At 67.3% G+C, this 21977-nt stretch carries 24 protein-coding genes; 6 read left to right on the top strand and 18 right to left on the bottom strand.

What is annotated here, in order from left to right; genetic code table 11:
* The first annotated feature begins 106 nt into the window (after positions 1-106).
* A complete protein-coding gene (locus tag GTZ99_RS15285) occupies positions 107-1414 on the top strand; it encodes a surface lipoprotein assembly modifier (RefSeq protein WP_161720446.1) in 1308 nt (435 codons plus the stop codon).
* Here the strand turns inward: GTZ99_RS15285 and GTZ99_RS15290 are convergent.
* From GTZ99_RS15290 to GTZ99_RS15320, 7 genes are all read right to left on the bottom strand, one after another.
* Positions 1411-2496, bottom strand: coding sequence for a nucleotidyltransferase family protein (locus GTZ99_RS15290; RefSeq protein WP_161720448.1), 1086 nt, complete (start codon positions 2494-2496; stop codon positions 1411-1413). The genes GTZ99_RS15285 and GTZ99_RS15290 overlap by 4 nt on opposite strands.
* The gene (locus tag GTZ99_RS16985; RefSeq protein ID WP_161720450.1) at positions 2493-4121 is read right to left on the bottom strand and encodes an ATP-binding cassette domain-containing protein; all 1629 of its coding nucleotides are present in this window, start codon (positions 4119-4121) and stop codon (positions 2493-2495) included. The genes GTZ99_RS15290 and GTZ99_RS16985 overlap by 4 nt, the downstream gene beginning before the upstream one ends.
* A complete protein-coding gene (locus GTZ99_RS15300; protein ID WP_161720452.1) occupies positions 4121-4801 on the bottom strand; it encodes a glycosyltransferase family 2 protein in 681 nt (226 codons plus the stop codon). Before GTZ99_RS15300 ends, GTZ99_RS16985 begins: the two co-directional genes overlap by 1 nt.
* Positions 4798-5490 carry a glycosyltransferase family 2 protein gene (locus GTZ99_RS15305; protein ID WP_161720454.1) on the bottom strand — a complete coding sequence of 231 codons (693 nt, stop codon included), beginning with the start codon at positions 5488-5490 and terminating at the stop codon, positions 4798-4800. The genes GTZ99_RS15300 and GTZ99_RS15305 overlap by 4 nt, the downstream gene beginning before the upstream one ends.
* The gene (locus tag GTZ99_RS15310; protein WP_161720456.1) at positions 5483-6553 is read right to left on the bottom strand and encodes a phosphoenolpyruvate carboxykinase (ATP); all 1071 of its coding nucleotides are present in this window, start codon (positions 6551-6553) and stop codon (positions 5483-5485) included. The genes GTZ99_RS15305 and GTZ99_RS15310 overlap by 8 nt, the downstream gene beginning before the upstream one ends.
* The gene (locus GTZ99_RS15315) at positions 6546-6980 is read right to left on the bottom strand and encodes a PqqD family protein (protein ID WP_161720458.1); all 435 of its coding nucleotides are present in this window, start codon (positions 6978-6980) and stop codon (positions 6546-6548) included. Before GTZ99_RS15315 ends, GTZ99_RS15310 begins: the two co-directional genes overlap by 8 nt.
* 186 nt (positions 6981-7166) lie before the next feature.
* Positions 7167-7550, bottom strand: coding sequence for a hypothetical protein (locus tag GTZ99_RS15320; RefSeq protein ID WP_227711412.1), 384 nt, complete (start codon positions 7548-7550; stop codon positions 7167-7169).
* A 38-nt stretch (positions 7551-7588) separates the two neighbouring features.
* Between GTZ99_RS15320 and GTZ99_RS15325 the strand changes: the two genes are divergently transcribed.
* Complete coding sequence (locus GTZ99_RS15325) at positions 7589-8710, top strand: serine hydrolase domain-containing protein (protein ID WP_227711413.1); 1122 nt, start codon at positions 7589-7591, stop codon at positions 8708-8710.
* Here GTZ99_RS15325 and GTZ99_RS15330 read toward each other — a convergent pair whose 3' ends face one another.
* Complete coding sequence (locus tag GTZ99_RS15330) at positions 8711-9634, bottom strand: cation diffusion facilitator family transporter (RefSeq protein ID WP_161720462.1); 924 nt, start codon at positions 9632-9634, stop codon at positions 8711-8713.
* Positions 9635-9649: 15 nt separating this feature from the next.
* Entirely contained in the window at positions 9650-10270 is a 621-nt protein-coding gene (pdxH, locus tag GTZ99_RS15335; RefSeq protein ID WP_161720464.1) for a pyridoxamine 5'-phosphate oxidase, read from the bottom strand.
* Between the two features lie 93 nt (positions 10271-10363).
* Between pdxH and GTZ99_RS15340 the strand changes: the two genes are divergently transcribed.
* From GTZ99_RS15340 to fabI, 3 genes are read left to right on the top strand one after another with little or no spacing between them, the layout of a single operon-like run.
* On the top strand, positions 10364-11275 hold the full coding sequence (locus GTZ99_RS15340; RefSeq protein WP_161720466.1) for a DnaJ C-terminal domain-containing protein: 912 nt from the start codon (positions 10364-10366) through the stop codon (positions 11273-11275).
* Between the two features lie 11 nt (positions 11276-11286).
* Positions 11287-12189, top strand: coding sequence for a YihY/virulence factor BrkB family protein (locus GTZ99_RS15345; protein ID WP_161720468.1), 903 nt, complete (start codon positions 11287-11289; stop codon positions 12187-12189).
* A gap of 3 nt (positions 12190-12192) precedes the next feature.
* The gene (fabI, locus tag GTZ99_RS15350; protein WP_161720470.1) at positions 12193-12996 is read left to right on the top strand and encodes an enoyl-ACP reductase FabI; all 804 of its coding nucleotides are present in this window, start codon (positions 12193-12195) and stop codon (positions 12994-12996) included.
* An 80-nt stretch (positions 12997-13076) separates the two neighbouring features.
* On the opposite strand, the gene GTZ99_RS15355 is transcribed toward fabI, so the two are convergent.
* From GTZ99_RS15355 to GTZ99_RS15395, 9 genes are all read right to left on the bottom strand, one after another.
* On the bottom strand, positions 13077-13724 hold the full coding sequence (locus tag GTZ99_RS15355) for a hypothetical protein (protein ID WP_227711414.1): 648 nt from the start codon (positions 13722-13724) through the stop codon (positions 13077-13079).
* A 132-nt stretch (positions 13725-13856) separates the two neighbouring features.
* On the bottom strand, positions 13857-14402 hold the full coding sequence (locus GTZ99_RS15360) for a demethoxyubiquinone hydroxylase family protein (RefSeq protein WP_161720472.1): 546 nt from the start codon (positions 14400-14402) through the stop codon (positions 13857-13859).
* 1 nt (position 14403) lies between these two features.
* Positions 14404-14886 (bottom strand): disulfide bond formation protein B, encoded by a 483-nt coding sequence (locus GTZ99_RS15365; RefSeq protein WP_161720474.1) that lies wholly within the window; start codon positions 14884-14886, stop codon positions 14404-14406.
* A 14-nt stretch (positions 14887-14900) separates the two neighbouring features.
* Complete coding sequence (locus GTZ99_RS15370) at positions 14901-16265, bottom strand: S41 family peptidase (RefSeq protein ID WP_161720597.1); 1365 nt, start codon at positions 16263-16265, stop codon at positions 14901-14903.
* A gap of 109 nt (positions 16266-16374) precedes the next feature.
* Positions 16375-17574 carry a murein hydrolase activator EnvC family protein gene (locus tag GTZ99_RS15375; protein ID WP_227711416.1) on the bottom strand — a complete coding sequence of 400 codons (1200 nt, stop codon included), beginning with the start codon at positions 17572-17574 and terminating at the stop codon, positions 16375-16377.
* A 15-nt stretch (positions 17575-17589) separates the two neighbouring features.
* Positions 17590-18012 (bottom strand): 23S rRNA (pseudouridine(1915)-N(3))-methyltransferase RlmH, encoded by a 423-nt coding sequence (locus GTZ99_RS15380; RefSeq protein WP_161720476.1) that lies wholly within the window; start codon positions 18010-18012, stop codon positions 17590-17592.
* A 71-nt stretch (positions 18013-18083) separates the two neighbouring features.
* Positions 18084-18494: a ribosome silencing factor gene (gene rsfS, locus GTZ99_RS15385; protein WP_161720478.1), complete on the bottom strand. Its 411-nt coding sequence runs from the start codon at positions 18492-18494 to the stop codon at positions 18084-18086.
* A 44-nt stretch (positions 18495-18538) separates the two neighbouring features.
* Entirely contained in the window at positions 18539-19261 is a 723-nt protein-coding gene (locus GTZ99_RS15390) for a nicotinate-nucleotide adenylyltransferase (protein ID WP_320076698.1), read from the bottom strand.
* On the bottom strand, positions 19225-20538 hold the full coding sequence (locus tag GTZ99_RS15395; protein WP_161720480.1) for a glutamate-5-semialdehyde dehydrogenase: 1314 nt from the start codon (positions 20536-20538) through the stop codon (positions 19225-19227). Before GTZ99_RS15395 ends, GTZ99_RS15390 begins: the two co-directional genes overlap by 37 nt.
* Before the next feature lie 315 nt (positions 20539-20853).
* Between GTZ99_RS15395 and GTZ99_RS15400 the strand changes: the two genes are divergently transcribed.
* A complete protein-coding gene (locus GTZ99_RS15400; protein ID WP_227711417.1) occupies positions 20854-21975 on the top strand; it encodes a M23 family metallopeptidase in 1122 nt (373 codons plus the stop codon).
* Positions 21976-21977: the final 2 nt, after the last annotated feature.

Consider the following 21977-nt stretch of genomic DNA (forward strand, 5'->3'; position numbering starts at 1 on the left):
GACAGCGCTCGTGCCGCCTTATAAGACCGCAGGGGTATCAAGGGGGCGGATCATTTCCATTATCGCTGTTGTTGCGGCCACGGCGCTCGTCGCCGCAGGGCCGGTTGTGAACGCCAGCCCGGCCGATGCGCCGGCCTCGGCGCCCGTTGCAGCGCCCCCGCCCCCTGCCCCCGCCCGTGATCTGTCACCGGCGCAATTGTTTGCCTTTGCCGATGCGGCGCGCGACCGGGGCGATTACGCCACCGCCCAGATCGCCTATCGCGCGCTGGCTTCCAACCCAAACCCCGATCTGCGCAACGAGGCGCGCTTTCGTCTGGCGCTGATGCTGGCCGATCGTCAGCACCAATTGCGCGAGGCGGCGGTGGAATTGCGCCGCATTCTGGATGACAAGCCCGATGCGGCCCGCGTCCGGCTGGAACTGGCGCGCATTCAGGCGCTGCGCGGCAATGTCGGCGCGGCCCAGCGCGAATTGCGCGCGGCGCAGGCGGGCGGCCTGCCGCCACAGGTCGAACGCATGGTGCGTTTTTACGCCGCCGCGCTGCATGCCCGCAAACCGCTGGGCGGCAGTCTGGAAATCGCCTTTGCGCCTGACAGCAACATCAACCGCGCCACGCGGTCCGACACGCTGGGCACGGTGCTGGGCAATTTCACGCTGGACGATGCGGCCAAGGCGAAATCGGGGCTGGGGCTGGCGGTGCGGGGGCAGACCTATGCCCGCCTGCCCCTGTCGGCCAAGGCCAATCTGACCGCGCGACTAAACGGCCAAGCCAGCCTGTACCGCGATCCGGCCTTCAACGACATTCTGGGCGGCATCCAGATCGGCCCGGAACTGATGCTGGGCGCGGACCGGCTGACGCTCTCGGCCGGGCCGACATGGCGCTGGTATGGCCCCGCGCCCTACAGCTTTACGCTGGGCGGCAACGCCAGCTACCAGCACCCGCTGGGTACAAAGGCGCAACTGCGGGTGGACGCGGGCCTGTCGCATACCGTCAATGACCGCAATCCGCTGCAAACCGGCAACAGCTATAGTCTGGCGGCGGGCTATGACCGCGCGTTTTCGGCGCGGCTGGGCGGTGGGGTACAGGCCAATGTCATCCGCACCACCGCGCGCGATTCCGGCTTTGCCGATGTGAGCTTTGGCGGCGCGCTGTTCGCCTTCCGCGAGATCGGGCGGACAACGGTGGTGCTGAATGCGGGGTACAACCGGCTGGAGGCGGACGCGCGCCTGTTGCTCTATCCCCGGCGGCGCAGCGACGACCGCTTTACCGCGCAGGCCAGCCTGGCGTGGCGGGGGCTGCAATGGAAAGGGATCTCGCCCATCGCGCGGCTGCGCTGGGAACGCAACCGCTCCACGGTCGAGATCTATGGCTATAACCGCGTGTCAGGGGAAATCGGGCTGACCTCGGCCTTTTAACCGGGGTGGGAGGCGCCCCCGCGCCACGCCGCGCGCAGCACCGCGCCCCAGCCATCCGCCGCCACCCGGTCGCGCAACAGGCCCACGATCAGCCCCACCCGCCGCCACAGCCCGCCGTTGCGCCGCGTCAATTGCCAGATCAGCCTGGCCCCGCGCGCCGTCCTTTCGCGCACCACGCGTGCCCGCGCCTCGGGCCGTACGGCGGGCAGACTGTTGAACGGCGCGCGCATCCGCACCACGTCCAGCCCCGCCACCACATCCAGCGCCATGCGCGCCACCGCCGCCTGATCCAGCCGCGCGGCCTCATCGGCGAACAGGGTCCAGTCGATGCTGCCGGGCTGCACCCGCAACAATTGCACCGCATCGACCATCCAGCGCACCGGCATCACCGCATTGGGCCGCAACCCGTGCGAAAGCGTGTGCAGCAACTGGTCCTCGGCGCCCAGCATCGCCACGCCGGCCGCCATCCCCGGCACCGGCACCACCCGGTCCAGCAACGGCAGGACATGCCCACGGCCAAACACCTCGGCATAGGGGGAGCGGTGCAGGTCCAGCTCCATCACGCCGGGCGCACGCAAACCATCCCCCCGCGCAGGCGGCATGGCGCATATGGCGTGAAACATCTCGCGCCGCAGAGTATAGCCCATGGCCCGCATCCGCCCCACCACCGCGTCGAACGCATCCGGGTGGACCAGAACATCCATGTCGACAAACGGGCGATGCACCGGCGTGTCATAGGCATATTGGCCCAGCGCCACCCCCTTTAACACCACCAGCGGCGTGTTCAGCCCCGCCAGAGCGGCCAACACACCCTGCATATGCTGCCGCCGGGCCGAATCCAGATACCACGCCTGCCGGTACAGCCCCCGGATGCGCGGCACCAAGGGATGCGCGACATGCATCACCGCCAACCGGCTGTGCAGCATCGGCATCAACCGCCGTGTGCCCTCGTCCAGCGCGTCAAAAGCCACCCCCTCCAGCCACGCCTGCGCGGCGGGGCGGGCACGCTCAGGCTCGGCCAACAGCGCCAGCAACAATTGCACCTGCAAGGCGTCGGGCGCGAAAAGATCCCGCTCGCTCATGCCAGCGCCCGCACCGCAGCGCCCACCGGCGCCAAGCGCCCATCGCGCAACACCATCTCGCGGTCAGCCAGATCCACCACCGCCCGGTCATGGCTGATGACCAGCACCGCCGCATGCTGGCGCGCCTGATCCAGCACCCGCGCCAGCATGGCCATGCCTTCCGCGTCCAGATGGTTGGTCGGCTCATCCAATATCAGCACCTTTGGCCGCCCGACCAAGGCGCGGGCCAGCGCCACCCGCTGCCGCTCTCCACCCGACAAAGGCCGTCCCTCGGCGGTCAACACCCGCTCTGGCGGCATGTCCAGCCCTACGCGCCGCATCACCGCGCGCACCGCCTCGTCACTGATCTGCGGCCGGGCATAGGCGATCATGTCGCGCAGCGTCCCCGCAAACAGCACCGGCGCCTGCGGCAGCACGCCAATGCCCCGGCGATAGGCATCCATATCCACCTGCGCCAAGGGGCGGCCATCGACCCGCACCTCTCCACCATCAGGCGCGATCAACCCCAGCAACAGGCGCAACAGAGTCGTCTTGCCCGCGCCATTGGCCCCGGTAATCGCCACCACCTGCCCCGGCGTCAGCGTCAAATGCACATCACACAGCACCATCCGCCCGGCCCAGCCATGCATCAGCCCGCGCGCCTCTATCCGCCAGCTCGTTGGGCGGTGCGTGCCCGACGCCACCCCCGGCGCATCGGCCAACAGCCCGCGCACAACGCCCAGAACGCCCCATCCATCGGCCATGTCACGCGCCGATTGGCTGATCGACTGCACCGCCCCGCGCAGCACAAACAACAGGAACAGCGCGGGCGCATACACCGCCCAATCCGCCCCCCGCGCCACCCAGCCCAGCCCGGCCAGCCCAGCCACCAGCATCACCCCGATCAGCCAGCCATCCACCTCGGCCAACAACACATGGCGGCGACTGGCCCGCGCCGTCACCGCCTGCACCCGCGCCACGGCCTGCGCCGCCACGGCCTGTTCAAACCCTGCCGCCGCGTGGCTTTGCACCAATTCATGCCGCGCCATCAACGCGCCCATATCCGCGTCCAGCCCCGCCACATCGTCCCGCGCCGCCGCCAGATGGGCGTGAATGCCCCGCAACAGCGCGCGCCGCAACAGCACCAACCCCGCCGCCCCCGCCGCCAAAGGCAGCGCCAGCCCCGGCACCAGCACGATCAGCCCCGCCAGCGCCGCGCCGCCCAGCATTCCCGCCGGCAGCATCACGCCCAACAGGGCATTGGCCATGATGTCGATCGCCTCGGCCTGGGCGACGATGGTCTGCCGCCATTGGGCCGCGCCATGCGCGCCATGCGCCACCGGGTCCATCGCCAAGGCCCGCGCCACCAGCGCCAGCCGCAACCTTGCCACCATCGGCTTTACCCCGCGCAGCACCATGGCCCGCGCGCCATAGCCCAGCCCCGCCGCCACGCTGAGCCCGACCACCGCCAGCACCGCGCCCATCGCCAGACCGCCCGCCATGGGGCGCATCGCCCGCGCGATCCACCCCGCCACCGCCAGCAAGGCCAGCGTCCGCAGCAGCCCCAGCCCAACGCCCAGCCCCAGCCAGCCGCCCTGTCCGCCGCCAAAGCGCCGCATCAGCCACCACAGAGCGGCCCCGCGCATCACCCCAACCGCCGCCGGGCCAGTGCCGCGCGGGCCACCTGCAGATAATCGCCGCGCTGATCGCGCTGAGTGATCGACATATTGTCGCCATGCACCCGCCGCCGCACGCCCAGTTCCGGCAAGGTCTGCTCCACCGCGCCGCGCGCCCGCATCCGCATCACCACATCAATAAACGCGCCCAGCCGGATCGCCGGATCAAACCCGCCCGCATCGCGCAAAGCCACCAGCCGCACACAGGCCCCGCTGGTGATATATCCGGTCTGCACCCCGTCCCGCACCTGCCAGCGCAGCGCGGCCGCACCCTCGGCAAATTCGGTATAGCCGCCAAACAGCAGATCAGCCGATGATTGCCTCAACGCCCGCGCCACCCGCGCCACATGGCCCGGCAGCAACAGATCATCCGCATCCAGAAACATCACAAACGGCGTGCGCACCACCTCACACCCATGGTTCAACGCCGCCGATTGCCCGCGTGAGGCCGACCAGCGCAACACCTGCACCCCATCGCCATAACCGGCCAGCACCGCCCCGGTGCCATCATCCGATCCGTCATCCACGATGACATGGCCCGCCACGCCCTGACCGCGCACCGATTCCACCGCCTGCGCGATGAAACCCGCCCCGTTGCGCACCGCCGTCACCACAGTGATATCGGCAGGGGTAATATCGGCCCCGGTCATGCCCCCGCGCCCATCGCCCGGCGCCGCGCCATCACATTGCGCGCCACGTCAAACCACGCCCGCGTCGAGGCATCGCGGTCCTGAGTCATGTTCGCGGCATGGCGGCGATAGATCGCCACATCGGCCGCAACGCGGGCGATCTTGCTCCCACGCTCGATCATGCGCTGCATCAGATCGCCATCCTCACCAAAACGCAACGCGCCGTCAAACCCGCCCAGCGCCATCAGATGCGCCCGACCAACCACCATCGAAGGCAGGAACACCAGATGCGCCGCCGCCGTTGGCCAACCGAAATGCGGCGCGGCCCCGCCCGGCAGAATTTGCGTGATGGTGCGCCCCCATGCCGCGTCCGCCCCATGCTCCACGATGGCCGCCTGCATCAGCGCCAGCGCATCGGGCAACAGCACATCGTCGGAATCGCAAAAGCCCACCAGATCGCTGTCGCACACCGCCAGCCCGCGGTTGCGTGCGCCCGCCGGGCCGATACCCTGCGTATGTTCCACGTGGATCACCCCGGCATAGCGCGCCAGCACATCGCCCGTGCCATCCACCGATCCATCATCGACCACAATGATCCGGTCTGGCCGCCGGGTTTGCGCCAACAGGCTGTCGATCGCGGCGGCCACCATCCCCGCCCGGTCGCGCGAGGGGATGATCACGCTCAGGCTGGGGGGCGACATATCAGGCATCGGCCAGATCCTGCACCGATGCCCCCACCACATCGTGCAGCGCCGCCAATTCGCGCAACGCCGACACATTGCGCGCCGTATCGCGGCACAGGTGCAGGCGATAGCAGGGCATGTCCGCCAGCGTGGCACGCATCAACCGCAGCTTGGCCGCCTCATCCCCGCGCAATTGCCACAGGATCGATGGCGCGACATGGCGGATCACCTGCGCCGCCGACACCGCCTCCACCACCGGAGAAGCCACATCGGCGATCTGCGGCAGTACCACCGCGCCAATCCCCACCTGCGCCCGGCACCGCGCGGCATCGATCAGCCACACGTCCTTGTCCCCCGGCACAGCGCCACGGCCCAACAGCCTGCCCAGCCCCGACAGATCGCCCCCCGCCGCCACCTTGGCCGAGCGGAACAGGCCCAGCGCCCGCGTCCCCCCGTCCGCATCGCGGCGCAGCGCCACATAATCATCGCCCAGATAGGCCGCCCCATCCGCCACCGCGCCCAGCGCCAGCGTGGATTTGCCCGCGCCCCCCGGCCCCAGCAAAACCACGCCGCAATCGCCAAAGGCCACCGCCGCGCCATGCGTTGCCAGCACCCCGTGCCGCACACCCCACCAATCCACCATGCGCAATCCCGGTGCGGCGCGGGCCCATGCGGGCATCTCGCCCCGCTGGGCAAACCACACCTCACCCTCGGCCCCATGCTGGCGGCATACCGTTTGCGTAAAAGGATCAAAGAACCAGCGATGCCCGCCGCTGTCGGCCGCCATCACCTGCCCCGCCTGCCAGCGGGCGTCGACCTGCCAGTCCGGTTCGGCCAGGATCAGTGGATTGCCGATGATGCCATCATGGCCGCCCTGCGCGTCGGGGCAACTGATCCCCCCCGCCCCGCGCAGGCCGATGGCAAAGTCCCCCTCCACCGGGTCCAGCCCATCCACCACATCGCCCATGAACACCGGCAACAGATCGGCCACATCGGCATCTGCCACCACCGACAGCCCCGGCCAGCCCGCCGTTCCGCCCAGCCGCACGCCCGCCACGCCGCGTCGTTCAGGCAGCAGCCATTCAGGCATGCGGCCATCCCTGCGGCGCGACGTCATGGATCGGGTCCAGCATCATCAGCTCGGCCATATCCTCAAACCGCTCAATCACCGGGGGAGCGTAATCCGGCAAAGCCACCGCCCCCACAGCGCCCGTTCCCGCGCCCGGCACCATCAGGCCCGGCGTGATCAGGTCCAGCCCCACCAGTTCATCAACAAAGGCGCCCACATCCCGCGCCCCGCCAAACGGCGCCGCCGCCGCGCACAGCGCCTGACGGCTGGCCCCGCCGATCAGCGCCGTCCAGATCCGCGCCGCCGTCCCCCGCATGCTGAAATAGGCACCAGTGCGGAAATCGATGGCGATGACCTCTCCATCCACCATCTCATGCGCGACATGGGTGCCATCGCACCGATATGTCGCCTCCACAGTTTCGATTTCACGCTGGAAAGTCTCGGCCAAAACACCGCCCCTTTTTCCACAGTCATAGCCCGTGGAAAAAGGGGTGAGCGCCGCCCCGCACAGTGTCAATGCGGGTGCGCGATACCCACCCGATATGAACCCATTACCTGCCGCAGCGCGATATATGGGCGATTATTGCATCCGCTTACGTCTGAAATCGGCGGCCTTTTCGGCCCGGCGCGCGGGTCAGTCGCCCCATTTGTCCAGCACGCATCCCGCCCCGTCGGCATAGCGCGCGGTGGCGCTGGCCAGCAGGGGAAAGCGGGCCGTGACCGCATGGCTGCCCGCGTCCTCGCTCAAGGAAATCATGCCCATCCCGGCCTCGAAATCGGTGCGGCAGGATTCCAGCGGGCGCCCCTCCACATAGCGGCAGGCACAGCCCACCCGCGCGCCATAGGCCACCCCCAGCCGCGCATCGGCCAGCACGCGCGGGCCGCGCCACAGCCCCACGCCCAGCAACAGCGCCAGCACCACCACCGCCCCGATTCGCCACCATTGGCCCGCACGCCCCCCTCCATCGCGATTCGGCCACCACGAAAGCGGCACAAATCGGCGGGGTGCAGGGTTCATGGTTGCCATCCTTTCCGGGGTTGCGCATGGATGCGCGCATGAAGGTAGCGCGCGCCCTGTCCCTTATCCTGCCCGTCCTGTTGCTGCCAGCGCTATCGGCCTGTGGCGGGGGCAAGAGCGCCCAACCCCTGTCGGCCGAGGCCAGCAACGCGGTCAAACCCCGCCCCGGCGCCCCGCGCGAAACGCTGGCCCGCGCGATCGACGCGCTGTTTACCGATCCGGCGGTGGGCGAAACGCGCGCGGTGCTGGTGCTGTATAACGGGCGGATCGTGGCGGAACGCTATGCCCCCGGCTATACCGCGCAAACGCGCCACATCGGCTGGTCGATGTCAAAAACGGTGACGGGGATCGTCATCGGCATGCTGGTGGCGGACGGGCGGCTGAAACTGGACGAATCGGTGCCGGTGCCGATCTGGCAACGCCCCGGCGATCCGCGCGGCGAGATCACCTTGCGCCAGTTGTTGCAGATGCGATCGGGCCTGCAACATCTGGAAACCGCCGAAAACCCCAGCGATGCCGACACCCCGCGCATGCTGTTTCTGGACGGGCGCGACAACATGGCCGCCTATGCCGAGGCGCAACCCCTCTCGCACGAGCCGGGGCGCGAGTGGCGCTATTCCACCGCCACCAGCGTCATTCTGGCCGATGTCGCCACCCGCACCCTGACCGACAGCCAGGACCCGGCGGCGCGGCGTCAGGCGATGAACGATTATCTGCATTCGCGCCTGTATGTGCCGCTGGGGCTGACATCGATGGTGGCCGAATATGACGCGGCGGGCACCATGCTGGGCGGCAGCATGATCCACGCCACGGCGCGCGACTGGGCGCGGGTGGGTGAATTCCTGCGGGCCAACGGCGTGGTGCGCGGCGTGCCGCTTATGCCCAGCGACTGGGTGGGATGGATGACCAGCCCCAGCCCCGCCAACCGGGCCTATGGCGCGCAAATCTGGCTGAACCGCCATGACCGCCGCGCGCCGGATGAACTGTTCCCCGAACGCGGGCCGGCCGATGCCTATGCCTTGATTGGCCATCTGGGTCAGTATGTGATCGTCGCGCCCAGCCTGAATCTGACCCTGGTGCGGTTGGGCCATACGCCCGACAATCAACGCGCCGCCCTGCGCGCGCGGCTGGGCGATATTGTCGAACTCTACAGCCAGTAATCAGGCGCTCAGCACATCCTGCGCGGCCACCCCGCGTTCGTCCACATGGCCTTCGGGATCGGGATGGATCAGGATTTCCACGCCCGGAAATTCGGCGTGCAGCTTGTCCTCGATCTCGTCCATCACGCGGTGGGCCTGCGTCACGGTCATGTTGCCGTCGACCCATACGTGAAACTGCACGAAATCGCGGTTGCCGCTGGTGCGGGTGCGCAGATCATGCACACCGCGCAATTCGGGATGGCGGCCCAATACCTCGATAAAGCGGGCCTTTTTGTCCTCGGGCCATTCGTGGTCCATCAATTGCTCGATGGCTTCCTGGCTGGCGCTCCACGCGCCCCAGCCCAGCCACAGCGCAATGCCCAGACCAAACAGCGGGTCCGCCTTGGTCCAGCCGGCATATTGGTCCAGCAACAAGGCGCCGATCACCGCCAGATTGAGCAGCAGGTCCGATTTGTAATGCAGATGGTCGGTGGCGATGGCGATGGAATTGGTCCGCGCCAACACATGCCGCTGCCACGCCAGCAAGGCCAGCGTCGCCACAATCGCCACGACCGAAACGATGATGCCATTGCCCGCGTCCTGCGTGCGCTCTCCGGCCATGAGCTGCTGCACCGCATGCACCGCCAGCGCCGCCGCCGACAGCGCGATCAGCACCACCTGAAACATGGCCGAGAGCGCCTCGGCCTTGCCATGGCCGAAACGGTGGTTGTCATCCGATGGCTGTCCGGCCACCCACACCCCCACCAGTGTCGCCACCGAAGCCAGCAGGTCCAGCCCGGTATCGGCCAGACTGCCCAGCATCGCGGTTGACCCGGTGCTCAGTGCAGCCCAAGCCTTCAGCCCGATCAGCAACAGCGCGGTGGCGATGCTGGCCAGCGCGGCGCTGCGGTTCAGGCCGGCGTGGCCATGGTCATGTGCGCTCATCGTGCAGGCTCCGTCTCAGGGGTAAAGCAGGCTGGAGGACCAGCCGCCATCAGGCGCGCGTTCGAACCGGCGGCGTTCATGCAGGCGGAACGGGCGGTCCATCCAGAATTCAATGGCGTGGGCCGACAGGCAAAAGCCGGTCCAGTGCGGCGGGCGCGGAACGGTGCCGATCAGGTGGCGCGCCGTCACGCGGGCGATATCGGCGATGAACTGCCCCCGGCTGGAAAGCGGCTGCGACTGTTGGCTGGCATGGGCGCCCAATTGTGAATCGCGGCTGCGGCTGGCGAAATAGGCGTCGGCCATCTCGTCGCTCACGCGTTCGACCGCGCCCTCGATCCGGATCTGGCGGCGCAAGGATTTCCAGTGGAACAGCATCGCCGCCTTGGGATTGGCCAGCAATTCGCCCCCCTTGCGGCTGTGGCTGTTGGTATAGAACACGAAGCCCGCCCCATCGCCCAGATGCACGCCATGGTCCTTCATCAGCACCATCCGCACCGAGGGCCAGCCATCGGGCGAGGCCGTGGCCACGGCCACCGCCTCGGGGTCGTTGGGTTCGCGCGCCTTGGCCAGGGCAAACCATTCATCGAACAGCGCCATCGGGTCGGTTGCGGTAATCGCGTCGGTCTCGTTGCTCATGCCTTGCCGTTACCCCGCTTTGCCCACATCTGCCAGACGCCTTTATGTCCATAAAGCCTTGCAGCGGGGGCTTGCTGTTCCTAGCTAGGGCGCATGGCAAAAGATCCCTATGCAATTCTGGGCGTGACGCGCGGCGCCAGCGAAAAGGACGTGAAGTCGGCCTATCGCAAGCTGGCCAAGGAATTGCACCCCGACCACAACAAGGACAACCCCAAGGCGTCCGAACGCTTTTCCGAGGTGACGCAGGCCTATGACCTGTTGTCCGACAAGGACAAGCGCGCAAGGTTCGACCGCGGCGAGATCGATTTTGACGGCAACCCCATCGGCTTTGGCGGGGGTGGTTTCGGTGGCGGCGGCTTTGGTGGCGGGGGCCAGCGCGGCTTTGGCGGCGGGCCAGAGGGCGTCGATCTGGGCGACATTTTCGAGGGCATGTTCGGCGGGCGCGGTGGCGGCGGTTTTGGCCGGGGCGCCCCTCCGCGCGGGGCCAATGTCAATTACCGCCTCTCCGTCTCGCTGATGGAGGCGGCCATTTGCGCGCCCCAGCGCATCACCCTGTCCGATGGCAAGACGGTGGACCTGAAACTGCCCAAGGGTGTCGAGGACGGCATGCAGATGCGTCTGGCCGGCAAGGGCGAGGCCGGCCCCGGCGGCGCGGGCGATGCGATGGTGACGATCACCATCCTGCCCCACCCTTTCTTCAAGCGCGAAGGCGACAATGTGCTGATCGACCTGCCGATCGGCATTGACGAGGCGGTGGCCGGCGCCAAGGTGCGCGTGCCAACGGTGGAGGGCGCGGTGATGCTGACGGTCGCGCCGCTCAGTTCATCGGGGCGGACGTTGCGGTTGAAAGGCAAGGGCTTTACCCGCAAGGACGGGACACGCGGCGATCAGCTGATCCGGCTGGAGATCACCCTGCCCGAGGCCGGCAGCGCGGCCGCCGATGATCTGGCGGCCCGGCTGGATGGGTGGAGCGACCCGCGCGACGTGCGCGCCAAGCTGGCCTGAGACAGGCGGACATGGTCTGGCCCAATTCGCTGAGTGCGCGCCGCGCCCGGCAGGTGGCACAAGGCGTCTGGCGCGATGGCTTCATCCATGCGGGCAATCTGGCCTATATGGCGATCCTCTCGCTGTTTCCGTTCTTCATCGTGGTGGGGGCGATGCTTTCGGCGCTGGGCGAAGAGCAATCGCGGGCGGCCTCGGTCCATGCCTTTCTGGCCGGATTGCCGCGGGTGGTTGCCAATGTGCTGGAACCTGTCGGGCAAAGCGTGATCGAGGCCCGCCATGGCGCGCTGTTGTGGCTGGGCTGTGCGATTGGCCTGTGGACCTGTTCCAGCCTGATCGAAACCATCCGCGACATCCTGCGCCGCGCCTATCGTGTGGCGCCTGCGCAACAGGTGTTCTGGCGGCACCGGCTGATTTCTGGCGCTTTCATCATGCTGGGGGTGATGCTGTTGCTGGTGGCGCTGTACCTGCAGGTGGCGCTGGCCACGGTGCAGGAACTGATCACCGACCGCTTTCGCACGCTGCACGAAGGGCTGGCATTCGGGCTTAGCCTGTCGCGGGTGGTGCCATTTATCGTGCTGTTTGGCGCGTTGTATTTGCTGTTTTTTCTGCTGACGCCGCGCGCCTATCGTGGCAAAGGCCATCCCACTTGGCCCGGCGCCCTGCTGGTGGCGGCATGGTGGGCGCTGGTGTCCACGGTGCTGCCGGTGGCGCTTCGGGTTCTGTTCACATACGACCTGACATACGGCAGTCTGGCCGGCGTGATGATCGCGCTGTTCTTTTTCTGGCTTGTCGGGCTGGGTATGGTTACAGGCGCGGAATTGAATGCTGCACTTGCGATTTCACCCGCAACGGGCCAAAGCGAGCGTGAGCCGGACGTTAGCGTCAACGACGCGACACTGTTTAGGGAAAGTTGAAGAATGACCGGATTGATGCAGGGCAAGCGTGGCCTGATCATGGGGCTTGCCAATGACAAGTCGCTGGCATGGGGCATCGCCAAGAAGCTGCACGAACAGGGGGCCGAGCTGGCCTTTTCGTATCAGGGCGAGGCGCTGGAAAAGCGTGTGCGCCCGCTGGCCGCCTCGCTGGGCAGCGATTTCCTGATCGATTGCGATGTGTCCGACATGGCCGCGCTGGACAATGCGTTTGACACGCTCAAGTCGCGCTGGCCCACGATCGACTTCATCGTCCACGCCATCGGCTTTTCGGACAAGAGCGAGCTGCGCGGCCGTTATTACGACACCAGCCTCGACAACTTCCTGATGACGATGAACATTTCGGCCTATTCGCTGGTCGCCGTGACCAAGCGCGCTCTGCCGATGATGAACGCGGGCGGTTCGATCCTGACGCTGTCCTATTACGGCGCGGAAAAGGTTGTGCCCCATTACAACGTCATGGGCGTGGCCAAGGCGGCGCTGGAAACCAGCGTGAAATATCTGGCCAATGACTGCGGCCCCGAAGGCATCCGCGTCAACGCGATCTCGGCCGGGCCGATCAAGACGCTGGCCGCCAGTGGCATTGGCGACTTCCGCTACATCCTGAAGTGGAACGAGCTGAACGCGCCGCTGCGCCGCAATGTGACGATCGAGGATGTGGGCGGCGCGGGCCTGTATCTGCTGTCCGATCTGGCCAGCGGTGTGACCGGTGAGATCCACCATGTCGACGCGGGCTACAACGTGGTCGGCATGAAGCAGGAAGATGCGCCGGACATCGCCCTTAGCTGATCCTTATTGTAGTCATTGACAACAAAAAGGGCCGACCTTCCGTGATGGAGGGCCGGCCCTTTTGATGTGGCTGTGCCGCCTCAGTTATGCATGCCCGGAGTCGGCGTGGCGGTCGGCGTGGGGGCCGGCGCCGGCTTGCCAGCAGCGGCGCGCTGGGCGGCCTGACGGGCCAGATAGGCGCGCTCGGCATCCTCGACATCGGATTGCTGGGCGGCGGCCTGCGCGTCAATCTTGCCCAAACGCTTGTCCCGCTCAGCCTCGATCAGGCGCGAGAATTGCACGTCCGAGGAGGCGCGGCGTTCGGCATAGGCATTGTCGATCAGCTTTTGCGAACAGCCCGTCCAGCCGCCAGCCCCGACCGGAGAGCAACTGGCCGTGCCGGTCGCACCCACCGTTTCATAGGCCAGAACACGTTGATTCCATGCCTCATTCTGCGGGCCAACGGGTTCGCGGAACATGGCGGGGATGCGGAAACGCTCGCCCTCGTCCTTGCGGGCGCAGACGTTGATCACATCAGCGGTCGACTCGGGGCATTTGTCGTCGCCAAAGACGATGATCATATTGACCTTTTCCTGCCCGGCACCAGCGGCGGCGGCAGGCGGCGGGGCGGGCTGGGCCGGGGCGGCCACCAGGCTTGACGCGCCCAGCGCCAGCGCGGCCACCCCGCCGGCGGCGGCCAGCGCCAACAACGGACGGGCAAGAACAAGGGAAGCATTGCGGCGGGTCATGGGGTCCTGCTCCTTGGGGGTCGGCGCCCCTTGGGTTTGCCCCAAAGGGTGCGGATCTGTCGCCCCGCTATAGGGCGACTGTTCGATGAACCCTAGCTGAAAAGGCGCAAGGCCGGCTTGCGCCAGCGCAAATCAGATCCGTTCGGACAGACGGATCGCCGCGCGACAGCCCAACCGGATCGCCGCTGACAACAGCGGATAGGCAGGCGCGCGCTCGGCTCCGGCCTTCAACGCCTCGTCCAGATGCTCGCGCTCGTCATCGCGGGCCTTGCGGATCAATCCGGCCAATTCAGGCTCTTCCTCGCCCAGCTCTTCCAATTGCTGGGTGTAATGCTGGTCGATCTCGGTCTCGATCGCGGCGGTGCAGGCCATCGCCGCCTCGGGGCTGATCAGGGCGGTCGCCGCGCCCAGCGCAAAGCCTGCCACATGCCACACCGGCTGCAACAGCGTGGGCCGCGCGCCGCGCTCGGCCAGTAAGCGGTCAAACCATTGACGATGCTCAGCTTCCTGAGCCTCCATCTCGCGGATCTTGGCGCCATTGGGGCCACGGTCGCCCATCACCGCCATCTGCCCGGCATAGATCCGCACCGCGCCATATTCGCCCGCCTGATCGACGCGGATCATCCGCTCGATCGCTTTGGGCAAAGGGGCTTTGGGCAAAGGGGGACGGCTGCTCATCTCACGCCTCCTTGCGGCGGGCCAACAGCGCCAGCACCAATGCCGCCGCCACGCCCGAAATCAGGAAGTTATACCCCGCCAGCGAAATGCCGAACAGCTTCCACTGCACCACATCACAGCGCAGGATCGGGGCACTCATGATCGCGTCCAGCGGGTTCTGCCCGGCAAAGTTCACCTCGCTGGTGCAGGCGGTAAAGCCCTTCCACCACTGGTACTCCACCCCCGCGTGATAGGCCCCGATCAGCGCCGAGGCTGCCAGCCCCAGCCCCGCCAGCGCCACCAGCGCCCGCCGCGCCGCGCCATTGGGCGCCAGAAACGCCAGCACCGCAAAACCGATCGCCGCGATATGGCCATAGCGTTGCCACCAGCACATTTCACAGGCCGTCAGCCCGCCGAATTTCTCGAACGCCACCGCCCCGCCCAGCAAAGCCGCCGGAACAATCAGCGCCACCGCGCGGGCCAAATTCAACCGCTTGTCACTCATCCTGCCCTCTGCCCTTAGCGTCGGCGGGTCTGCGGCTGGGGCGCGGGCAAGGCCAAGGGTGCCGCCCCCGTCCGCCGCAGCGTTTCCACCGCATACCACAGCTGAAAGTCCTTGATGCCCTTGGCGGTCAATTCCTCGGGCGTCATCTTGAACCGCGGATCGGGCTGCTGGTCATTCTCCAGCTTCTTGTCGTCCAGGCCCATTTCATTGACCAGATGGCGGCGCAGATCGCTCTCGCGCATCTGGACCTGTGACCGCTTGCGCAGGTCAGGGTCGCTGATCTGCGGCACGCGGATATCCGGCTCGATCCCGCCCTCCTGCACGCTGCGGCCCGAAGGCGTGTAATAGCGCGCCGTGGTCAGCTTGACCGCATGGGCGCGGTCCAGCCGGATCATGCTCTGCACGCTGCCCTTGCCAAAGCTGCGCTCACCCATCAGCAAAGCGCGGCGCTGGTCCTGCAGCGCGCCCGCGACGATCTCGCTGGCGCTGGCCGAACCCGCATCGATCAGCACGACAATCGGCAAGCCCTTGACCGCATCGCCGGGGAACACGGTTTCGGCGCGATAGACGATGTTTTCGCCCGCCAAGCGCCCGCGCTGTGACACCACCGTGCCCGCGCTGACGAACAGGTCGGACAGGGCCACCGCCTCGTCCAGCGAACCGCCCGGGTTCGAGCGCAGATCCAGCACCAGACCCGACAGGCGGTTGGCGGTCTGGCGGCGCATGTCGGCAATCGCCTCGGCGGCCTGACGGCCCACATCGCGGCTGAATTCATTGACGGTGATGACGCCGATATTGCCTTCCAGCTTGTACGTCACGGGGCGCAATTCGATCACCCCGCGCGTCACCACCACGTCAAACGGCCCATCGCGGCCGGGGCGGAACACCGTCAGCTTGATCTGCGTGCCCGCCGGCCCGCGCATCTTGGCCACCGCATCGTCCAGCTCGCCGCCATAGATCAGCTTGCCATCCAGATGGGTGATATAGTCGCCCGCCTTGACCCCGGCCTTTTCGGCCGGACTGCCGCGCATCGGGCTGACCACCTTGACCGCGCCATCGTCCATCACCACCGACAGGCCCAACCCCGCATAAGAGCCGTCGATCATCGTATCCAGCCGCTCCAGACTGGAGCCTTCCAGATAGGTGGAGTGCGGGTCCAAGCTGGCCAGCATGCCGTCAATCGCGCCCTTGACCAGCTTGTCATCGTCGGTGGGATCGACGTAATTGGCCTTGATGATCTCGTACACGGTGTAGAGCCGCGCGAATTGCGGCGCGACGCGCCCGTCCACCGCCGCCAGACCGGATGTCGCCGCCGGCAGCACCGCCACCGCCCCCAGCAACAGGGCAGAACGCATCAGGGCGGCAAATCGTGAACGCATCATGTCTCTTTCCGGTCAATCTTCGGCGCAAAGCCTAGCGCCCTTGGGGGCATTACGCCAGATGGAGGGCGAAATCCTTTGGGGCAAGAGCGTGTTTGGCCGTAAAACGTCAGGGCGTGGAGAGTTGGTCCATGGGATTGACCGGATTGCCATCCTTGCGCAGTTCCAGCGCAAGTGTGGGCCGCCCCGGCCCCGCCACGCCCAGCGGCCCGCCCGCCACCAGCACATCGCCGACCCGCACGTCCAGCCGGGCAAGGCCGGTGATGACGCTGGTATAGCCGCTGGCGTGTTCAACAATGACGATCTGGCCATAGCCGGCATAGGCATCGGCAAAGACCACCCGGCCTCCGGCGGGCGATACCGCCTGTGCCCCCGCGCGGGTGGCGATCACGATGCCGCGCGTGGCATTGCCCCCCCCGCCAAAACCGCTGATCAGCCGCCCGTTCACCGGCAGGACAAATCCGGGCAGGCGGTCAAGGCTGGTGGTGGGTTCGGCGGTGGCGGTGACCTGCGATTCATCGGGGCGCGCCGGGCGCATCACGGGCCCCGGCAATTGCGCCAATTGCGCGCGCAACTGGCCCGCCTCCTCCAACTGGCCCAGCAATTCGGACAGGTCGCGCGCCTTTTCCGCCATGGCCAATGACCGTTCCGCCTCCCGGTCGGCGCTGCCCGAATCGCGGCGGGCGGCCATGCGCTGCTGCACCTCCATCGCGGTTAGCGCCTGACGGCGGCTGGTCAGATCGCGCTGCTGCGTCTTTAGCGTGGTTTCGGCGGCGCGGGCCTGTTGCTCCAGCGCGGCGGCGCGGGCGATCTCGGCGCGCAGGCCGGCGGTGCGGCGCTGTACCTCGGGCAGGATCGCCTCCAGCACGGCGCGGCTGTGGACCGCATCGCGCACCGATCCGGGCCGCATCAGCGACAAGACCGGCGGGCGGCGCGACAGGCTTTGCAAGGCGGCGGTCAGGCGCACCAGCGGCTTTTGCCGCTGCGCCATGCGGGCGCGCAGATCGGCGCGCTGGGCGGCGATCAGGCGGATGTTCTGCTCGCTGATGGCGATCACCGCCTCGGCCTGCTGAATGCGCGCGGCCAATGCGGCCACCTCATGCGCGGTGCGGTCGGCCGCGGCGGCCGATTGGGCGGCCTGCGCCTCCAGCGTGGTGGCGCGCCGCCCGGCGCTATCGGCCTGCGCACGTGCCTCGGCCAGGGCGCGGCGGGTGTCCTGCGGCGTGTCATCGCCCGCCAACGGCACCTGTGCCAAGGCCATCGAAGCCCCGCCCAACAGCGCCACCAACAGGATCACACCCCGCCGCATATCCGCCCCTTTCCGTTAGCCCGACCGATGATAGGGATGGCCCGACAAGATCGCTGTCGCGCGCCACAATTGTTCGGCCAACATGGCACGGGCCAGCAGATGCGGCCATGTCATCGCGCCAAAAGCGATCAGCACATCGGCCTCTGCCCGGCCGGAATCGCCATGACCATCGGCAGCACCGATCAGGAAACGGCACTCCCGCACGCCCTCGTCCCGCCAACGGCCCAGCATGGCGGCGAAATCCTCGGACGACATCTGTTTCCCGCGTTCGTCCAGCGCCACCTGTCGCACAGGCGTCTGCACCGGCGGAATCGTCCCGCCCCTGTCCGGCAATTCGGTGTGACGCCAATTCCACGTCACCCGCTTCATATAGCGATCGAACAGATCGGCCTCGGGCGAGCGGGCGATGCGTCCGCGGGCAACGATATGCAACAGCATCGGTGCGTCAGTCCGCCGTGAATGGAACAGGCGCTGGCCCGGCCATCACAGCCGGGCGCAACAGACAGCGATCAGGCCGCGCGGTCGGCGGGGCCACCGCCAAAGGTCCACATGCGCTCCAGATTGTAGAAGTTGCGCACTTCGGGGCGGAACAGATGCACCACCACGTCGCCCGCATCGATCACCACCCAGTCGGCGGCCGGCAGGCCCTCGATGCGGCAATGGCCAAAACCGCCATGCTTCACACGTTCGGTCAGCTTTTGCGCGATGGCGGCAACCTGGCGGGTCGAACGGCCCGATGCGATCACCATGTGGTCGGCGATCGTGGTCTTGCCCTCCAGCGGGATCGAAACAATTTCCTGCGCCTGATCATCGTCCAGCGATTGCAGGATCAGCGCGTGCAGCGAACCGGCCTCGGCCTCGGGCAGAGGCGGGCGGTTGGGGTCGGTGGCGGCGCCGGTGGCGGGGGTCGCCGGGGCCATGGAAGGCTGTGCCTGGTCCATTGTGGTTTGTGATTACTCCTGCGTCATGGTTGCGCGCCGCCAGTGTCGGCGGGCGGTGAAAAAAGGGCGGGTCCTGTCAGAAGGCGAAACGTCACAGCATCGCGCAGATGAGCCGAAACCGGCCTGTCTGCCCACGCCGGATCGGCCGCCCGCAAAGCGGTGGCTGATCGCGGATCGGGGTTGAAGGCCAGAAGCACCAGTGAAGGCGCGCTCCATCCTGCCCGGTTGCCGTAACGGGCCTGCGGCCGCCGGAACCGCCGCAGCCAGACCATCGCCGGGGCGGCGAAGGCATCGCTATCATACCCCGGACGGGCGATAACCGCAATCGGCATCATCCGGGCGATCTGGCGCCATGCGCGCCAGCGGTGAAACTGGGCCAGATTGTCGGCCCCCATGATCCACACAAACCGCCGTTTGGGCCAGCGCCGGATGATCCGCGCCAGCGTGTCGACGGTATATCGCGTGCCCAGTTCCCGCTCGATCGCGGTGACGGCGATGGGGCTGCGCCGCGCATGATGCCGGGCAGAGGCGAAACGGGCCGGCAATGGCGCCATGCCCGCCTGTGGTTTCAACGGGTTACCCGGCGAAACCAGCCACCACACGGCGTCCAGCCCCAACGCCTTTTGGACGTTCAGGCTGATGTGCCGGTGGCCGCCATGGGCAGGGTTGAAACTGCCGCCCAGCAGGCCAATCGTGACGGGCGCGGGTTTCAGGGCCGGGTCTGCCCCGTGCCGCGCACCTGCCACTTATAGGTCGTCAAACCTTCCAGCGCGACCGGCCCGCGTGCATGCAGGCGGCCCGTGGCAATGCCGATTTCCGCGCCCAGACCAAACTCACCGCCATCGGCAAACTGGGTGCTGGCGTTGACCATCACGATCGCCGAGTCGACTCGGGTCAGGAATTCCTCAGCCACGGCGGGATCGGCCGTCACGATGGCATCCGTATGGTGGCTGGAATGGTGGGCGATATGGGCCAGCGCAGGCTCCAGACCATCGACCACCGCGACCGACAGGATCGCCTCGAGATATTCGGTGTCCCAGTCCGCATCAGTGGCAGGCTGAATGCGCGGGTCCAGCGCAACGGCGCGCGCGTCACCGCGCAGTTCACAGCCCTTGTCCAAAAGCGCGGCGACCACCTGCTGACTGGCGGGAAAGGCCGCATCCAGCAACAGCGTCTCCATCGCGCCGCAAATGCCCGTGCGGCGCATTTTCGCGTTCAGCGCAATGTCGCGCGCCATCACCGGATCGGCGGAGGCATGGACATAGGTGTGGCAGATGCCGTCCAGATGGGCCAGCACCGGCACGCGCGCATCGGCCTGCACCCGCGCCACCAACGACTTGCCCCCACGCGGCACGATCATGTCGATCAGCCCGGCGGCGGTCAGCATCGCGCCCACCGCGTCACGGTCCTGCGTCGGGATCAGCTGGATCGCCTCTGCCGGCACGCCACAGCTGGTCAGGCCGCGCACCATCGCGGCGTGGATCGCCCGGTTGGAATGCACCGCCTCTGACCCGCCGCGCAGCAGCGCCGCATTGCCCGACCCCAGACACAACGCCGCCGCGTCCGCCGTCACATTGGGGCGGCTTTCGTAAATGATGCCGATCAGGCCGATGGGGACGCGCACGCGCGACAATGCCATGCCGTTGGGCCGGCTGGTGGCGTCGATCACTTCACCCACCGGATCGGGCAGAGTTGCCACCTGCGCCACCGCGTCGGCAATTCCGGCCAGACGCTTGTCATCCAGACGCAGACGATCCAGCATTGCACCCGACAACCCGCGCGCCTCACCAGCGGCAACGTCCAGCGCGTTGGCGGCCAGAATTTCGGCCTGCGCGGCGCGCAAGGCATCGGCGGCGGCCAACAGGGCTGCGGATTTGTCGGCCGTGGTCATGCGGGCCAGATGGGCCTGCGCCGCGCGCCCGGCCCGCGCCATCACCGGCACCAGTTCATGCGGCGGCAGGCTGGACAGATCCTGTGCAGCAGGGGCCAAGGGGGCGGAAGAGGTCAAGGTCTGGGTGCTCATGGCGGGGCGCATAGCACTGATCGGCGCAGATGTCAGCTTTTGCCCGAAGGGAGGCGTTTGGGCCGGTTGAACGTTCAAATTTGAACGAATCGCCCGGTTTTTCTAATTCGCCGCGCATGCTGACGTGGCTTTGCCGCCATTTCTCGCTTCATCGCAGCTTTCGCTCTCTTCAGCGCGAAATGCGACTCGGTTCGACAGGTGGATTCGCCTTGTGGGCCGACTCCTGCTAGGGCGCGCGGCGAGCTTAATAAGGGCATTTACGGGGTCTGCGTGGGCAACTGGTCATTCCGCACAGCGCAAGAGCGCTTGGCGGCCATGTTCCCTGATCGTGAATTCTTCATGCGATCAAATGGGCATGTGCGCTTCATTCGCGTATCGTCGCGCCTGCAAAAGCGGGTTGCGGCAGGCGTGGTGCTGTTGGCGCTGGCCTGGGCCGGATCGCTGATGGCGATGGCCGCGTGGCGCGTGTTTGGCGATGTCGACCGCAACGCCCTGTTGCAGCGCGAGGCCCGCGTGGAAAAGGCCGAGAACCGCGTGTCGGCCTATCGCCGCGACATGGAGGGCGTGGCGCAGGACCTGAACCGCCGTCAGGACTTCATCGAAAAGACGCTGAAGGCGCATCTGGGCGATCTGCCCAATGACCGCCGCGCGGGCGAAACCGTGTCCGACAGCCAGACCGAGGCGGCCCGCGCCGTCAACAAGATCAGCGCCCAAATCCCCGAGGCCGCCGGGCTGGCCCGGATGGAAGCGCGCCAACTGGCTTTTGTCGAGGGGTTGACGCGTTACGCCGACCGCCGCGCCGCCGCCACCGCCGCCCAGATCCGCCGTCTGGGGCTGAACCCCGACACGGTGCTGGCCACGCGGCAACGGGACACGGCGATGGGTGGCCCGTTCATCCCCCTGTTCTCGACGCGTGAGGAATCGGCGCTGGACCCGCGTTTCCGCCGTCTGGGCGCCAGCCTTGCGCGGATGAGCGCGCTGGACGAAGGGTTGCGCCACCTGCCACAGGTGCTGCCCGCCAGTCTGGAATTCATCTCCTCTGGCTTTGGCTATCGGTCGGACCCGTTCAACGGGCGGGCGGCGTTCCATGCCGGGCTGGATTTCCGTGGCCCCATCGGCGCGCCAATCTATGCCGCCGCTGCTGGCACCGTCGCGTTTGCCGGGGTGCGTCAGGGCTATGGCAATTGCATCGAGGTCGCGCATGGCAATGGCCTGATAACCCGCTATGCCCATATGTCGCGATTCCGCGCCCGCATGGGCCAGCGCGTTGCGGGCGGCGAAGTGATCGGCGCCATCGGCAGCACCGGGCGATCGACCGGCCCTCACCTGCATTTCGAGGTGCGGATCAACGACCGCCCCGTCAATCCCCGTCCCTTTCTGGAGACCAAAGCCCATGTTCCCGAAAAAGTCGCAACCGACCACGCGGCCGCTGACTGAAA

This window comes from Novosphingobium ovatum (assembly GCF_009909235.1).
GTDB classification, from domain to species: Bacteria; Pseudomonadota; Alphaproteobacteria; order Sphingomonadales; family Sphingomonadaceae; genus Novosphingobium; species Novosphingobium ovatum.